Below are 13,480 nucleotides of genomic sequence, written 5' to 3'. Positions count from 1 at the left end.
CCATTCGGGTGCCGCTGGCTCAACTCGACGCCGACCCACTGGACCAATGGCCCAGCAAAAGGCTTCGCCACCGGTCCAGCGGCAGGCCAACGGACCACCGGACGGCATCGGACCCGACCCGCCCCGGCACACGGCTTCCGACCGGCCGCCACCGGCGCCACGGGACGTCCCCTCGCCACTGCCCCGCCCGCGCCCCCTCCGGCGTCGGCGCGACGGGCGACTTCGGTCGTTTCGGTCGGCCCTCGAACCGCTGGGTACAGTCAGAAATCGGACGAGCGGGGCGAAGGAGGCCGACGCGGATGACGGTGGACGGACTCGACACGCAGATCCTGCGGCTGTTGATCGAGCAGCCGAGGACGAGCGTGCGCGAGTACGCACGGATCCTCGGAGTGGCGCGCGGCACCGTGCAGGCGAGGATCGACCGCATGGAACGCGACGGAGTGATCACGGCGACCGGGCCGGTCCTGTCCCCCGCCGCACTCGGGCACCCGGTGCTCGCCTTCGTCCACGTCGAGGTGACCCAGGGACATCTCGACGAGGTGGGCGACGCGCTCGCGGGCGTGCCGGAGATCGTGGAGGCCTTCTCCATCACCGGCGGCGGCGACCTCCTGACCCGTGTGGTGGCCCGGGACGCAGGCCACCTGGAGGACGTCATCCAGCGGCTGATCCAATTGCCGGGAGTGGTCCGCACCCGAACCGAGATCGCGCTGCGCGAGCGGGTGACGCACCGGCTCCTCCCGCTGGTGGAGGCGATCGGCCGACGGTCGGGGGCGGGCTGAGGGGAGCCGGGACGGTCGGGAACGGACCGCCGGGCACCGAGGTAGCCGGGGAGGAACCGCGAGGGGCTCTCCCTGGTCGATTCCTCCAAGTCAGCTGGCAGATGCCATGAGGAGCCCTGCCATCCCTTGCAGATGAGAATCCTGACGACCTAACGTGGCGGCCATGCAGTCCTACACCATCGGCCAGGCGGCGCGTCTGCTCGGCGTCAGCCCCGACACGGCACGCCGCTGGGCGGATGCCGGCCGGGTCGCGACGCATCGCGACGAGAACGGCCGGCGCCTCATCGACGGCCGTGACCTGGCCGCCTTCTCCGTGGAGGTCGGGCAGAGCGCAGCCGGGGACGAGGAGGTGCCGTACACCTCGGCGCGCAACGCGTTTCCCGGGATCGTGACCGCCGTCAAACTCGGTGACGTCGCCGCCCAGGTCGAGATCCAGGCAGGTCCGCACCGGCTGGTCTCCCTCCTCACCCGCGAGGCGGTGGAGGAACTGGGCCTGGAGGTGGGCGTGCAGGCCACCGCCCGGGTGAAGTCGACCAGCGTGCACATCGACAGGACCTGAGCCCTTCCGGTCGCGGACCGGCGCGGGTAGGCCCGTACGGGCCCCGTGGTGCCGGAGCCACCGGCAGAGGGCTTTCCCCCGCCGGACAGCCCCCACCCGCCTCCGAGCACTTCTGGAACGAACGATGAAACCCCTTCCCGCTCGGACCACCGGCCGCGGGCCGCGCACTCCGCTCGTCCTCGCCCTGCCGGCGCTGCTCGCCGTCGCGTTCCTGGTGCTCCCGCTCGTCGGGGTCCTGGCGCGCACCGAGTGGGGTTCGTTCGGGACGCACCTGACGAGCCCCGGCACCGTCGAGGCCCTCAAGCTGTCCTTGCTCGTCTCCTTCTGGGCGCTCGGCCTGTCCCTGCTCCTCGGCGTGCCGCTGGCCTGGCTGCTCGCCCGGGTGCCGTTCCGCGGCAAGGCGATCGTCCGATCGCTGGTGCTGCTGCCCATGGTGCTGCCGCCGACGGTCGGCGGCGTGGCCCTGCTCCTCGCGTTCGGGCGGCGCGGCATCGCCGGCCCCTGGCTGGAGCAGGCATTCGGAGTGACCCTGCCCTTCCACACCTCGGGCGCGGTGGTCGCCGCGACCTTCGTGGCCATGCCGTTCCTGGTCATCAGCCTGGAGGGCGCACTCGCCGGGCTGCACCCCCGCTACGAGGAGACGGCCGCGTCCCTGGGCGCCGGGCCGGTACGGGTCTTCTTCACCGTCACGCTGCCGATGGTCGCCCCGGGGCTGCTGGCCGGCGCCGCGCTCACCTGGGCGCGGGCCCTCGGCGAGTTCGGTGCCACCATCACCTTCGCCGGCAACCTGCCCGGCACCACCCAGACCCTGCCGCTCCAGGTCTACCTCCTGCTGCAGGAGGAACCGGAAGCGGCCACCTCCGTGTCGTTGCTGCTGCTCGCCGTCGCGATGGCGGTCCTGGTCGCCCTGCGGGGCCGCTGGACGGGCAGCCCGGGACGGGACCGGGCCGTACCGCCCGTCCCGGTGGAAGAACCCGCCGCGGCCGGGCCGCAGCCCGCCGTGGACACCGCCGGGCAAGGCCCCGGCACGGACGACGGGGAAGAGGGGCGATGGGCGTTGCACGCCGAGGTCACCGGCTTCACCGAGCTGGTCCTGGACGCCGCCCCCGGCACCACCGTCGCCGTGGTCGGGCCCAACGGCGCGGGCAAGACGACCCTCCTCCGCGCCCTCCTCGGCCTCACCCCTCGTGCCCGGGCGGCGCTCCGGCTCGGCGAGGCCGACGTCACCGAGCAGCCGCCGCATCGGCGCAGGGTGGCCTGGGTGCCGCAGGACGGCGCCCTCTTCCCCCACCTGTCCGCGCTCTCCAACACGGCGTACGGCCTGCGGGTGCACGGAGTGCCGCGCGCCGAGGCACGACGCGCGGCACAGGACTGGCTCGACCGACTCGCCGTCGGACACCTCGCCCACCGTCGACCCGCCGAACTCTCCGGCGGGCAGGCCCAACGGGTCGCCCTGGCCCGCGCCCTCGCCGCCCGCCCGCGGCTGCTGCTGCTCGACGAGCCGCTCGCCGCCCTCGACCAGACCACCCGGGCACACGTCCGGCACACCCTGCGCACCCACCTCGCGCGCTTCGGCGGAGTCTGTCTGATCGTCACCCACGACCCCGTCGAGGCCGTCTCCCTGGCCGACCGGGTCCTCGTGCTCCAGGACGGGCGCACCCTCCAGGACGCCTCTCCGGCCGAGGTGTCCCGACACCCCCGCTCCCCCTGGGTGGCCCGGATGCTCGGGCGGAACGCCTGGCCCGGCACCGCCTCCGCCGAAGGCCTCTCCCTGGACGGGGGAGGCACCCTGATCACCGCCGAAACCCCGCCCCCCGGCACCCCGTCCCTGGCGGTCATCGCGCCCGAGGCGGTGGCGGTGCACCGGGAGAAGCCGGGCGGCAGCCCCCGCAACGTCTGGCCCGGCACCGTGCGCGAGATCACCGCGAGCGGCAGCCGGTTGCGTGTCCTGGTCACCTCGGACCGGGCGCCTTCGCTCGTCGCCGAGATCACCCCGCAGGCCGCTGCCGAACTGGGCCTGGCGGACGGGGTTCCGGTGTGGACCGGCATCAAGGCGACCGAGGTGACCGTCGTCCCCCTGTGACGGCCCTCGGCACGCTTCCGGGCGGGGTCCTCCGGAGGGCCCCGCCCGGGCGGGAAATCCAGGGGCGGCGACGCGCGGGGGCGTGACAGCATGTCAGCGTCCCGTGCCCGTACGACCAGGAGCCTCCATGACCCTGCCGGAGCGGCTCGTACCCCTCCTCGACCAGTTCGACTTCGCCCGGAAGCGGCTTGCCGACCGCATGGCGGGACCGGTGGTGGACAGCGGCAACGGCACGGACGTCACGGTCGGTCCGATGACCGACGAGGAGTACCTGTGGGAGCCGGGGCCCGGTTGCTGGTCCGTCCGGCGGCACGCAGACGGTCCGGGAGCGCGTGCGACCCTGCTGGTGGGGGCCGGTGCATGGGGCAGGGACACGACGTCTCCGCCGCACCCGTCCCCACCGCCGTTCACCACCATCGCCTGGCGGCTGAACCACCTTTCGGAGCTGCTCGCACTGCGCGCCGACCACGTGAACGGCAGCCGTCGTCTGACCCGTGACGACTTCCCGGTCAGCGGGGACGTCGCCTCGGCCCTCATCGCCTTCGACGCCGCCGCCACCGCTTGGCGCAGGGCACTGCTGTCCACCGACGACGAGGCCCTCGACACCGTCGGGCACAGCAGCTACCCGCACGGCAGCGATCCGGAGGACCCCTTCATCGAGGTCGTGTGGTGGGTGAACCAGGAGCTCCTGCACCACGGCGCGGAGATCGCCCTGCTCCGGGACCTCCACCGGCTCCGGCCCTGAGGGGGTTCAGCGGATGGTGCGGGCGATGAGCATCGCCACGTCGTCCTGTGCGGCTCCCGCGAGGAGCCGCTCGATGACCTCGTCGCACAGCGCGTCCAAGGGCCGGCCGAGGGGGCGGAGCGCTTCGGCGAGCTGCTGCATGCCCTGGTCGAGGTCCCGGTCACGGGCTTCGATGAGGCCGTCCGTGTAGAGCACCAGGAGCCCGCCCCCGGGCAGGACGACCTCTTGGGTGCCGAAGTCATGGGCTCCGCTGCCCAGCGGCGTCCCGGGCGGTCCGTCGAGGAAGGCGATGGTGCCGTCCGGAGTGGCGACGGCGGGCGGCGGGTGCCCCGCCCGGGCGATGACCCAACTGCCCCGGGCCGGATCGTGGACGGCGTAGACGCACGTTGCCATCTCGTCCTCGCCGAGGTCCGCCACGACCGCGTCCAAGGAACTGAGCATGCGCGTCGGCGGGATGTCGTGACGCGCCAGGGTCCTGACCGCCGTGCGCAGTTGGCCCATGACCGCGGCGGCGTGGATGCCGTGGCCCATGACGTCACCGATGACGAGTCCCGTCCTGCCGCCGGGGAGGGCGATGGCGTCGAACCAGTCGCCCCCCACGTCGTGCGAGCTCGCGGGGAGGTAGCGGCCGGTGAGTTCGAGGCCGGTGACGTCGGGAAGGGCGTTGTTGGTGAGGCTCCGCTGCAAGGTGAGGGCGGCCTGCCGCTGGGTGGTGTAGAGCCGGGCGTTGTCGATGTTGAGGGCCGCACGGGCGACGACCTCGTCGATGAGGACGCAGTCCTGTGCGTCGAAGGGTTCGCGGGTCCGCAACCGGGTGACCGTGATCGCGCCGAGCACCTGACCCCGGGCCACCAGCGGGACGAGTCGTGCCGAGCCGATGCGGGTGGCGAAATAGGTGCGGAGGGCCTCGGTGCGCGGGTCGGTGAAGAGCTCGGGGATGTCGGACACGTAGAGGTTCGTGGGCCGTCCGCGGAGAACGACCTGTTCGTACACGGAGTCCAGGGGGAGCTGGAAGGTCTGCCCGGGGGTGAGGAACGCGGTGGGGGCGGTCGGATCGGGGAAGCGGGCCGCGAGCCTGCGCAGCACCCCGCGGGTGGAGGCGGCCGAGTCGTCCGGTTCGAGCACGGATTCCAACATCTGCACGTCGGCGGAGTCGGCGAGCTGGGGCACGAGGAACCGGACCGCCTCCTCGGCGGTCTGCTTCAGGTCCAACGTGGTGCCGATCCGGGCCCCGGCCTCGGCGAGCAGGGCGAGGCGGTGGCGGGCCCGCTCGACCTCGATGTGCGCCTCCTGGCTCTCGGTGATGTCGACCAGGGAGGCGATGATGCCGAGGGGCTGCCGCTCGGTGCGGTCGAAGAGCGGGGCGTACGAGCAGGACCAGATGTGGTCGCGGTCGGGGTCGGCGGGGGTGCGACCGACCCGACGGGCGTCCGTGACGGCGGTGCCCGTCTCCAGCACCTGCCGCATGAGGGATTCGAGCGAGGCGGCGTTGACCCCGGGGACGACCTCGGTGAGGCGGTACCCCACGTGCCGGGCCGCCGGGACCCCGTTCATGTGGGCGAGGGTGTCGTTGACACGGAGGAAGCGCAGATCCGGTCCGAGCAGGGCGAGCCCGATGGGCGACTGGGTGAAGAGGCTCTCCATGGCCGCCAGGTTCTCCCGCATCCGCAGGACCTCGGAGGTCTCCACGGCGATGAGCATCGCTCCCGGGCGCCCCTGCGGGTCGGCGGCCGGGACGATCCACATCTCCATGACCACCGTGTGGCCGTCGCGGTGGCGGACGGGCAGGGTGCCGACCATGGTCTCGCCCGCTTGCACCCGGTCGGTGAGCCGGTCGGCGAGTTCGCGGTTGGACTCGGGGACGAGGAGCGGGGTCGCGAGCCGCCCGAGCACGTGCTCGGGCCGGTGGCCGAGCAGGTCCTGCGCGGCGAGGGACCATTCGACGATGCGTCCCTCGGCGTCCTCGCGCCAGAGGGCGATCGGCAGCAGCTCGCGGAGCACACCCGCGTCCCCGACGGCCGCCCGGGGCGGCTGCGGAACCCTGCTCGACGACTGATGAGTCTCCAACGCACCGACCCTACGCATCGGCCTGGCCCCGAGGGGCGCATTCCCTACCGAATCACCCTAGCCGAGGAGGCCGCGGCGAGCGCTGCGCAGTACGGCCGATCGGTGGCGGACACGGGCACCGATCGGCTCCGGACCAACGGACCCCGGCGGACAGCCCCGTCCGTCGCCACCGGTGACGGCGACGGCGTCCCGGCACGACCGTGCGTGCCCTCCGGTACGGGCACGGACCGGTGCCGGGCGCCCCGCACCGAGAACGCGCCACCGGGGTCGGTCCACCGTCCGTGAGCAGCCCCGGAGAAGGAGCGAGGACGACTGAAATTCGTTGCCGCCGCCCAAACGGACCGGATGACGCACGGGGAGGCGTCCGGCCCTGTGTACGTGACTCCCGCGCCCCGTCGCACGCCCTATCGAAGGTGATCTTCCATCAGCACCCTGAACGCGGGGCAGGGCCGAGCGGGAGCGGGTGACCGGGTGGACACGGGCAGCGGCGTGGTCGGGAGCACCGATGTGTGCATCGTCGGGGCGGGCCCCGTGGGGCTCGCCCTCGCGATCGGACTGCGCCGGCTCTCGTTGCGCGTGCGGATCGTCGACAAGGCCCCGACGGCCCGGTACAGGGTGGGGCCCCTGGTGCTTTGGACACGGGCCCGTCAAGCGCTCGACGTCCTGGGCGTGGGGGAACTCCTCCGGCTCCGGGGGGTGGAGCTCGGCACGGTGACGCTGCACGCCCGGGACCGGGCGCTCGGCCCGCTCGGCACCGGCTGGGCCCTGCCGGGCCACGCCCGCCCCCTCGCCGTCCAGCAGTACGACGTGGAGCGCCTCCTCCGGGAGGAACTCGCCCGGCTCGGCACTCGCATCGAGTGGAACACCGAGGTGACCGACGTGGAGGTGCACGAAGACCGGGCCGAGTTCAGCCTCCGGCACGCGGGCGGCGCGGTCGAATCGACCGCGGTTCCGTGGCTCGTCGGCTGCGACGGCACCGCCAGTGTGGTCAGGGACCGGCTCGGCATCCGGTTCGAGGACCGCCTCCCCTCCGGCCCCCAGGTCGCCCTGGGTACCGCCCCGCCCGGCCGGCCGCTCGGCTTGCGGCCCGGCCTCGGACACCTCTTCCTGGTGCCGCGCCATTCCTTGCTCGTCTTCCCCCTGTCCGACGGAGGCTTCCGCTTCTTCTGCTTCCGCGACCGTCCGGAACCGGGGTCGACCGCCACCCCGACCCAGGACGAGTTGCGGGCCCTGGTCGCGGACACCACCGGGGTGCCCGCGCTCCGGCTCGACGCGGCGGGTTCCCGCCCCGACGGGGCTCCGCTCCACGGACGGGTCGCCGCCAAGCTGCGCCACGGACGGGCCCTGCTCGTGGGGGACGCGGCACACGCCTGGGCACCCGTCGGCGGCCCGGGAATGAACATCGGCATCCTCGGTGCCGTCAACCTGGCCTGGAAACTGGCCGCCGTGCAGGGAGGGCAGGCCGACGAGGGGCTCCTGGACACGTACGACGCCGAGCAGCGACTGACGGCCGTGCAGTATCTCCGGCACATGCGCTTCGACTTCATGGAACCGCCCATGCCGCCGCTGGGCCACCGGGCGTTCGCGGCCACCGCCCCCACCGCCTTCGCCCGACGCGGGCTTCGCCCCGGAGTCGGCCTCCGCACGGGCGCCCCGGGACGGGGCGGGGTGCCGGGCGATCACCGGGGCGGCACGCTGTCCTGGCACCGCCCGGGGCGGCACCGCCGGCGCGGCCCGCGGGCGGGCGACCGGATGCCGGACGTCAGGATCCTCGTCCCGGGCGAAGGCGCACCGCCCGGGACCGGCTCTTCCCTCAGCACCGTCCCACGGACCGTTGCCCGCGGATTGCACACGCTGCTCGGTTACGGGCGGTGGACACTGGTCCTGTACGCCGCACGGGCCGAGCCCGGAGTGCTCGACGGGTTGCGCGAGGCGTGCGCACGGTTTCCCGTGCCGATCCGGATCCTGCCCGTCACTCCGCGGGACGGCATCGAAGCCGGACGGCTCGGCCACCCCGACGTCCTGTGGCTCGTCCGACCGGACGGGCACGTGGGGCTGGTCGCCCCGGTCGCCCGCACCGCGCTGCTCCGCGCCTACCTCTCGGTGCTCGCCCACGGCCGCCCGAGAGCCTTCAGGAAGTCCCGGCGGATCCTTCCCCTCCGGGGGCGGTGAAACGAGCGGGACCGGATCGACACGACCTGCGCCGCCCTCCGGCACCCGGCACCCGGCACCCGGACCGTGGGTGCCCGGGCGCATCGGGCGCTCGGGGCGGCACGGGGCGCAGCCGCTCGGCCCGGCCCCTTCGGGGAACTCTTCGCCCCTCCCCCTCCGTTATACCCCCCAAGGGTATAGGAGAAGGGGTTCCATGAGCACGAGAAGACTGACCGCACTCACTCCCGACCAAGCGCCGGGCCGCGCGGGCGACTTGCTGGCAGACATCCTCGAACGACACGGCTCCGTCGGTGAGATGGTGTCGACGATGGCCCATTCACCTGCCCTGCTCGACGGCTACCTCAGCCTGTCGCGGGCCATGAAGCGGGTGCGGATCCCGCGCGCCCTGAGCGAGAAGTTGTCGCTCGCCGTCCAGGAGTGGATCGGCTGCGGGACGTGCCGCGAGGCCCACCAGGAGGCGGGGCGCGCCGCAGGACTGTCCGAGCTCGACATCGCCCTCGCGCGCCAGGGGACGTCAGCGGACCCGCGCGAGGCCGCCCTCATCGGACTCGCCCTTCGGGTCCTCGCCGAACCGGGTGCGCTCTCCGACGAGGACCTCGCCGACGTCCGGTCGCACGGCTGGAGCGACCGGATCATCGCCGAAGTGGTCGGTGTGGTCAGCCTCAACCTCCTGACCGGTGCCTTCAACCTCCTCGCGGGCATCCAGCCGGATCCGGCGGACTGAGGACCGGGCCTCCCGGAAGGCCCCTGCCGGTCGCCGCACGGCCGCTCTCCCCCGCCGCGCGGGGGCGGGCCGCCCTGCGTGCGGAGCGCACGGGACGTCAGGAGGTTCCGGGGGCGGTGAGCGTGACGGCGGCCGTCGGGACGGTGGTCTCCGCATCGCTCCCGAGTGCGTACGCCGCGACGCGGGAGACCGTCGCGGCCGGCACGACCCCGCTGATGCCCGGCGCGGCCGGAACGTCCTGGGTCGCATGGGCGTCGTACGGCACGACGACCCGATAGCCGTGCTCCAGGGCCGTGCGGGCCGTCGCATGGACGCACATCTCCGACATCACCCCGCAGATGACGACGGCCCGGACCCGCGCTCCGGTGAGCACGGCGCCCAGCTCGGTGTCCTGGAAGCCGTCGTCACGGAGCTTGCGGATCACCTTCTCGGCGGGACCGGGCCGCACCGGGTGGTGGAGCTCCCAGCCGGGCGTGTGCGGTTCGTCCTCGGCTCCGGGCGGTCCGTCGTTCTGCAGGTGGACGAGAACGGATCCGGCCCGGCGCGCCCGAGCGATGAGGTCCGCCGTCCGCTCGACGAGGCGGTCGGCGTCCGGCACGGCACCCCCTCCGGTGACGAAGGCTGACTGGACGTCCACGACGATCAGGGCGTCCACGGGCCGCACTCGCTGGGTCATCCCGCCATCGTCGCGCCCGCGCACCGGGTCGGCCACGGGTTTTCGCGCTGCCGGGGGCGGGCGAGCCGGCGCTCCACCCGGTCGGCTACCCTCTCCGGTCACGGGGCGGGGAAGAGGAGTCCGATGACCGGGTCGACGACGTCGGAGTGGTGGGAGGCCCTGCCGGAGGGGCTGCGCGAGCAGGTCGACGGGCACGTCCTCCAGGACTCCCGGTTCCGGGCGACACGCATCGTCTGGGAGGCCTGCCGGAGCCGGGGGCTGCGGCTCCACGATGCCGAACTGGTCGTGCACGACAGGTACCTCGTGCACGGTGACCGGATCGCCCGCACCCCGTTGAGCCCGCTGGACCTGGCGTCCCTGTCCGCGCGCGCCTCCGGATGCCCGGGGCGGGTGGTCGCGATCGAGGCGGTCTGGGACGGCGACACCGTCCACGACTGGTTCGTGCTCCTCCTGGCCGTGTCGGCGGAACCTGCGGGCGATCACCACCTCGCCACCGTCCACCGCGAAACGGCCGTGCGGTACTGGGGCGATGCGCGGCGGAGCGGGAGTCGGCGTCCCGAAGCGGCAGCGGCCGACGCAGCCGGACGGGCCCTCGCTGAACACCTCGACGTCCCCTTCCACTTCGCGAGTCCGGACACCCCGGACGACGAGGCGCCGCGCTGGCAGCCGTGAGCGCCGGGTAAGCCGTCCCCGGACACCGGGGCGCGCGGCGCGCGTCGTCGAAGGCCGTGGTAGCCCGCACGCCCGGAGAACCGGCGGGTTCCGGGGCGCGCACCGTGCCGGACGGCGGAAGCAACGGGCCCCGCCGCCACGCTCCGGTTGCAGATGACGGCGGGGCCCGTGGGCTCCGTGCCGGACACGGGGCCCCTTCGCCGTGGTGCCTAGCCGACGCCACCCCGCCGGACGGCACGGCCGAGGAGCCAGCGGCCCGAGACACCGGTGCCGAGCAAGCCGGCGACGAGGGCGAGGAGCGACGCGCCGGGACCCGAGGTCCAGTCGACCGCAGGGGCGTGGACGGCGAGGACCACGGCGAGTGCGAGGGCAATCACCGGAACGGCACCGAGCGCGGGGCGGATGCGGGCCAGGTCGTCCTCCGCGAGGGAGCCGAGGACGCCGACGCCGAGCGCCAGCGCCCACACCCCGAGGCCCTGTGCGTCGGCACGGTTCGTGGTCCACGGAAGCAACTCGCCCCAGAAGGCGGGAAAGCAGAGCAGACCGGCGCCGATGCCGAGCCAACCGGAGCCGAGCACGGCGAGCAGCGGCTTCGACCAGGCGGGCAGGGGGGCGACGCGCCTCCGCTCCCCCTCGTCGACGGCCCTTCCCCGAGCGGCGGCCGGACGACGGTACTGCGCGACCAGGCAGCCCAGGGCCGCGAGGGCGAGGGCGCCGAGGACGGCGACCCAGCCGAGGCTGAACAACGCGAGGAACAGCGGCCCGCCCCGTACTGCCCGGAGGGACCCGGCATTGAGCAGAGTCACCGCGAAGAGGCCGACGAGGACGATGACGAGCGGAAGCACCAGGCACCGGACCTCCTCCCAGACGCGGGCCCGGCCGACCGTGAACAGGGCGGGCGCGACACCGGCCATGGCCGCGCCGAGGAGACCCGGGCTCAGCGCCTCGGGCGAGGCCCACGCGCCCGCCGCGTGCCCGGCCAGGCTCGCCGCGGTGAGCAGCACGCCGACGGCGAGGCCGATGCCTCCCACCACGCCGCTCAGGAGCACGACCGCGGGGGAGATCTCCCGCCCGTCGGGGGTTCCGGCGTCCGCGGCCGTCGTCTGCGGCGTGCGGTTCATCCCCGGCCCCCTTCCGGTGCGGCGCCCGTGGCGGCCGGTGCTTCCGCCGCCTTCGGCCCCCGCCCCCGTACGGCCGGTGGTCGTGCGGCGTGCCCCTTCCGTTTGAGGGTTTCCCGGACGTGGAGGATGCGCAGGCTGACCGCGGTGACGGCGGCGTAGGCGAGGACTCCGCAGCCGGTGCCCACCGCTGCGACGAGGGCCGTCATCCGGTCGAGCCCCAGGGTCCCTTCGAGGACCGGAGCGGTGACGGCCGAGAAGGCGGGGGCGAGGCACAGTGCGACGAGGTGCAGTGACCACTCCTCGCGCGGCCAGTCGGCCCCCCGGGCGCCGGCCCGTACCGCCCGCACGGCGATGACGGCGTAGGTCACCGCGTACGGGACGAGGTACGCGACGAGCAGGCGCCGCCCGGCGGTGCCCTCGTCAAGGAACGCCACCGTGATCCACCCGAGGCCCGCTGCGCCGGCGAGGTGGGCGGCCACCCGCACCGGCAGCGGGCACCACGTGCCGGTGAGGCCGGGCACGGTGGCGCGCCGGTCGAGGGCGCGGGAGGCGAGGAGCGCTCCGAAGGCGACCAAGGCGCCGAGGTGCATGATCGCGACGCGGTTGACGTCCAGGATGCCGAGCCCGGGGTAGAGGGAGGGCAGCAGCCCCCATTCGAGGCGCAGCAGCGGAGCGGTCATCAGGAATCCGTAGCAGAGAAGCATCCAGCGCTGGTGGAGGTCCGGGAAGCCGCGGAGCGCGGCGAGGACGCCGAAGGTCACGCTGCCGACGGTCCCGACCAGGATCGTGGCGAGGACGATCCAGAACGCGGCTCCGCTGAAGGCCTCTTCCGGCGGGGTGCGCACGAGGTAGAGGGCCGCACCCGCCATCGAGGCGTAGACGGTGACGGCGAAGAGGGTCCCGGCTGCGCGGTGGAGCCGGACGCGGCGGCGGACGGCGGAGAGCAGCTGTACGGGACCGAGCAGCATGAGGAGGCCACCCAGGACGGAGTGCACGATCAGGGGGACGAGGCTGCGCCCGTACGGTCCCATGCGGTCGCGCACGGCTTCGGCCACGAACTCCGGGGAGACGGTGCGTCCGAGGAGCCATTCGCCGAGCGCCGGGGCTCCCGGTCGGGCATACGGCCAGAGTTCGGTCATGGCGATGGGGGCGTAGGTCAGGCAGACCGCCGTCACCACCACGGCGGCCACTCTGCCCCCGCTCCACCTCGTGCTCGTCGTGCGCCCCACGGCGCCCCCCTTCGCCAATGGTCCTGTCTGGACTATGGAGGAAGGTAGGGCGGACGGCGGCCGGGGTCAACCGGTCGGTAACAAAGGCCCGTCGGAGGGTTCAGTGCTCCCGGCCCTCCACCCACTGCCAGAAGTCCACCATCATCCGCTCGTAGCGGATGCCGAACTCCAGTGCCTCGCGCTGTCCGCGCGTCAGCAGCTCTCCGACCTCATGGGCCAGTTCCTCGTACCCGTCGAGGGTCTTGCGGTGCTCCTCGATCTGGACCGGGGCGTGGAGGCGCGGACTGGCGCCGAACCACAGCTTGAGGATGCCCCTCTCACGCGCTTCGACCGGCACGAAGGCGGGGTCGGCGAGCCAGCCGCGCAGCGCTGACGCACCCTCTGCGGTGAGGCTCATCAGACGGCGGTTCCGCCCGCCCGATTGGCGCACTTCGGAGAGCAGCCCGGCCCCCAGGAGCCGGTCACACTGCGCGTACACCTGTGCGTGCGGCATCGACCAGAACGGGGCCACGGTCCGCGCGGCCTCCACCTTCACGTCGTAAGGACTCGCTTCGCCCAACTTGTCGATGATGCCGAGGACGAGGAAGGAAGGCGTGGTCAAACGGACTTCAGACATGCGGCGACGGTATCGCGGCGAGCCTGCGGGGCGGTCC

The 13,480-nt window shown here is 73.7% G+C and carries 12 protein-coding genes; 7 read left to right on the top strand and 5 right to left on the bottom strand.

Features of this window, described 5'->3' with window-relative positions:
* Positions 1-299: 299 nt before the first annotated feature.
* From ACFW2Y_RS19085 to ACFW2Y_RS19070, 4 genes are all read left to right on the top strand, one after another.
* Positions 300-779 (top strand): Lrp/AsnC family transcriptional regulator, encoded by a 480-nt coding sequence (locus tag ACFW2Y_RS19085; protein WP_384880273.1) that lies wholly within the window; start codon positions 300-302, stop codon positions 777-779.
* Between the two features lie 163 nt (positions 780-942).
* Entirely contained in the window at positions 943-1,338 is a 396-nt protein-coding gene (locus ACFW2Y_RS19080; RefSeq protein ID WP_384880270.1) for a molybdopterin-binding protein, read from the top strand.
* 124 nt (positions 1,339-1,462) lie between these two features.
* A complete protein-coding gene (locus tag ACFW2Y_RS19075; protein ID WP_384880267.1) occupies positions 1,463-3,421 on the top strand; it encodes an ABC transporter permease in 1,959 nt (652 codons plus the stop codon).
* Between the two features lie 127 nt (positions 3,422-3,548).
* On the top strand, positions 3,549-4,166 hold the full coding sequence (locus ACFW2Y_RS19070; RefSeq protein WP_384880264.1) for a DinB family protein: 618 nt from the start codon (positions 3,549-3,551) through the stop codon (positions 4,164-4,166).
* Between the two features lie 6 nt (positions 4,167-4,172).
* On the opposite strand, the gene ACFW2Y_RS19065 is transcribed toward ACFW2Y_RS19070, so the two are convergent.
* Entirely contained in the window at positions 4,173-6,233 is a 2,061-nt protein-coding gene (locus ACFW2Y_RS19065; RefSeq protein ID WP_384880262.1) for a SpoIIE family protein phosphatase, read from the bottom strand.
* A gap of 471 nt (positions 6,234-6,704) precedes the next feature.
* On the opposite strand from ACFW2Y_RS19065, the gene ACFW2Y_RS19060 reads away from it, so the two are divergent.
* Both ACFW2Y_RS19060 and ACFW2Y_RS19055 read left to right on the top strand, forming a co-directional pair.
* The gene (locus tag ACFW2Y_RS19060) at positions 6,705-8,405 is read left to right on the top strand and encodes an FAD-dependent monooxygenase (protein ID WP_384880259.1); all 1,701 of its coding nucleotides are present in this window, start codon (positions 6,705-6,707) and stop codon (positions 8,403-8,405) included.
* A 193-nt stretch (positions 8,406-8,598) separates the two neighbouring features.
* Positions 8,599-9,129, top strand: coding sequence for a carboxymuconolactone decarboxylase family protein (locus ACFW2Y_RS19055; protein ID WP_384880256.1), 531 nt, complete (start codon positions 8,599-8,601; stop codon positions 9,127-9,129).
* 97 nt (positions 9,130-9,226) lie between these two features.
* Here the strand turns inward: ACFW2Y_RS19055 and ACFW2Y_RS19050 are convergent, their stop codons facing one another.
* A complete protein-coding gene (locus tag ACFW2Y_RS19050; protein ID WP_384880253.1) occupies positions 9,227-9,805 on the bottom strand; it encodes an isochorismatase family protein in 579 nt (192 codons plus the stop codon).
* Between the two features lie 123 nt (positions 9,806-9,928).
* On the opposite strand from ACFW2Y_RS19050, the gene ACFW2Y_RS19045 reads away from it, so the two are divergent.
* Positions 9,929-10,477: a hypothetical protein gene (locus ACFW2Y_RS19045; protein ID WP_384880250.1), complete on the top strand. Its 549-nt coding sequence runs from the start codon at positions 9,929-9,931 to the stop codon at positions 10,475-10,477.
* Positions 10,478-10,686: 209 nt separating this feature from the next.
* On the opposite strand, the gene ACFW2Y_RS19040 is transcribed toward ACFW2Y_RS19045, so the two are convergent.
* The 3 genes from ACFW2Y_RS19040 to ACFW2Y_RS19030 all read right to left on the bottom strand — a co-directional run bounded on the left by ACFW2Y_RS19040 (position 10,687) and on the right by ACFW2Y_RS19030 (position 13,443).
* Entirely contained in the window at positions 10,687-11,598 is a 912-nt protein-coding gene (locus ACFW2Y_RS19040) for a hypothetical protein (protein ID WP_384880247.1), read from the bottom strand.
* Positions 11,595-12,788 (bottom strand): DUF2306 domain-containing protein, encoded by a 1,194-nt coding sequence (locus ACFW2Y_RS19035; protein ID WP_384880244.1) that lies wholly within the window; start codon positions 12,786-12,788, stop codon positions 11,595-11,597. Before ACFW2Y_RS19035 ends, ACFW2Y_RS19040 begins: the two co-directional genes overlap by 4 nt.
* A gap of 139 nt (positions 12,789-12,927) precedes the next feature.
* On the bottom strand, positions 12,928-13,443 hold the full coding sequence (locus ACFW2Y_RS19030; protein WP_384880241.1) for a PadR family transcriptional regulator: 516 nt from the start codon (positions 13,441-13,443) through the stop codon (positions 12,928-12,930).
* Between the last annotated feature and the right edge of the window lie 37 nt (positions 13,444-13,480).

The sequence above is a fragment of the Streptomyces sp. NPDC058877 genome (assembly GCF_042742855.1).
GTDB lineage: Bacteria > Actinomycetota > Actinomycetes > Streptomycetales > Streptomycetaceae > Streptomyces.
Note: the sequence above shows the minus strand (reverse complement) of the source record. Positions and strands in the feature narration are given on the sequence as shown.

Coding starts and splice junctions, on each gene's coding strand:
- ACFW2Y_RS19055 (WP_384880256.1), top strand. CDS start 8,599: ATGAGCACGAGAAGACTGACCGCACTCACTCCCGACCAAGCGCCGGGC.
- ACFW2Y_RS19050 (WP_384880253.1), bottom strand. CDS start 9,805: ATGACCCAGCGAGTGCGGCCCGTGGACGCCCTGATCGTCGTGGACGTC.
- ACFW2Y_RS19045 (WP_384880250.1), top strand. CDS start 9,929: ATGACCGGGTCGACGACGTCGGAGTGGTGGGAGGCCCTGCCGGAGGGG.
- ACFW2Y_RS19085 (WP_384880273.1), top strand. CDS start 300: ATGACGGTGGACGGACTCGACACGCAGATCCTGCGGCTGTTGATCGAG.
- ACFW2Y_RS19080 (WP_384880270.1), top strand. CDS start 943: ATGCAGTCCTACACCATCGGCCAGGCGGCGCGTCTGCTCGGCGTCAGC.
- ACFW2Y_RS19070 (WP_384880264.1), top strand. CDS start 3,549: ATGACCCTGCCGGAGCGGCTCGTACCCCTCCTCGACCAGTTCGACTTC.
- ACFW2Y_RS19040 (WP_384880247.1), bottom strand. CDS start 11,598: ATGAACCGCACGCCGCAGACGACGGCCGCGGACGCCGGAACCCCCGAC.
- ACFW2Y_RS19075 (WP_384880267.1), top strand. CDS start 1,463: ATGAAACCCCTTCCCGCTCGGACCACCGGCCGCGGGCCGCGCACTCCG.
- ACFW2Y_RS19030 (WP_384880241.1), bottom strand. CDS start 13,443: ATGTCTGAAGTCCGTTTGACCACGCCTTCCTTCCTCGTCCTCGGCATC.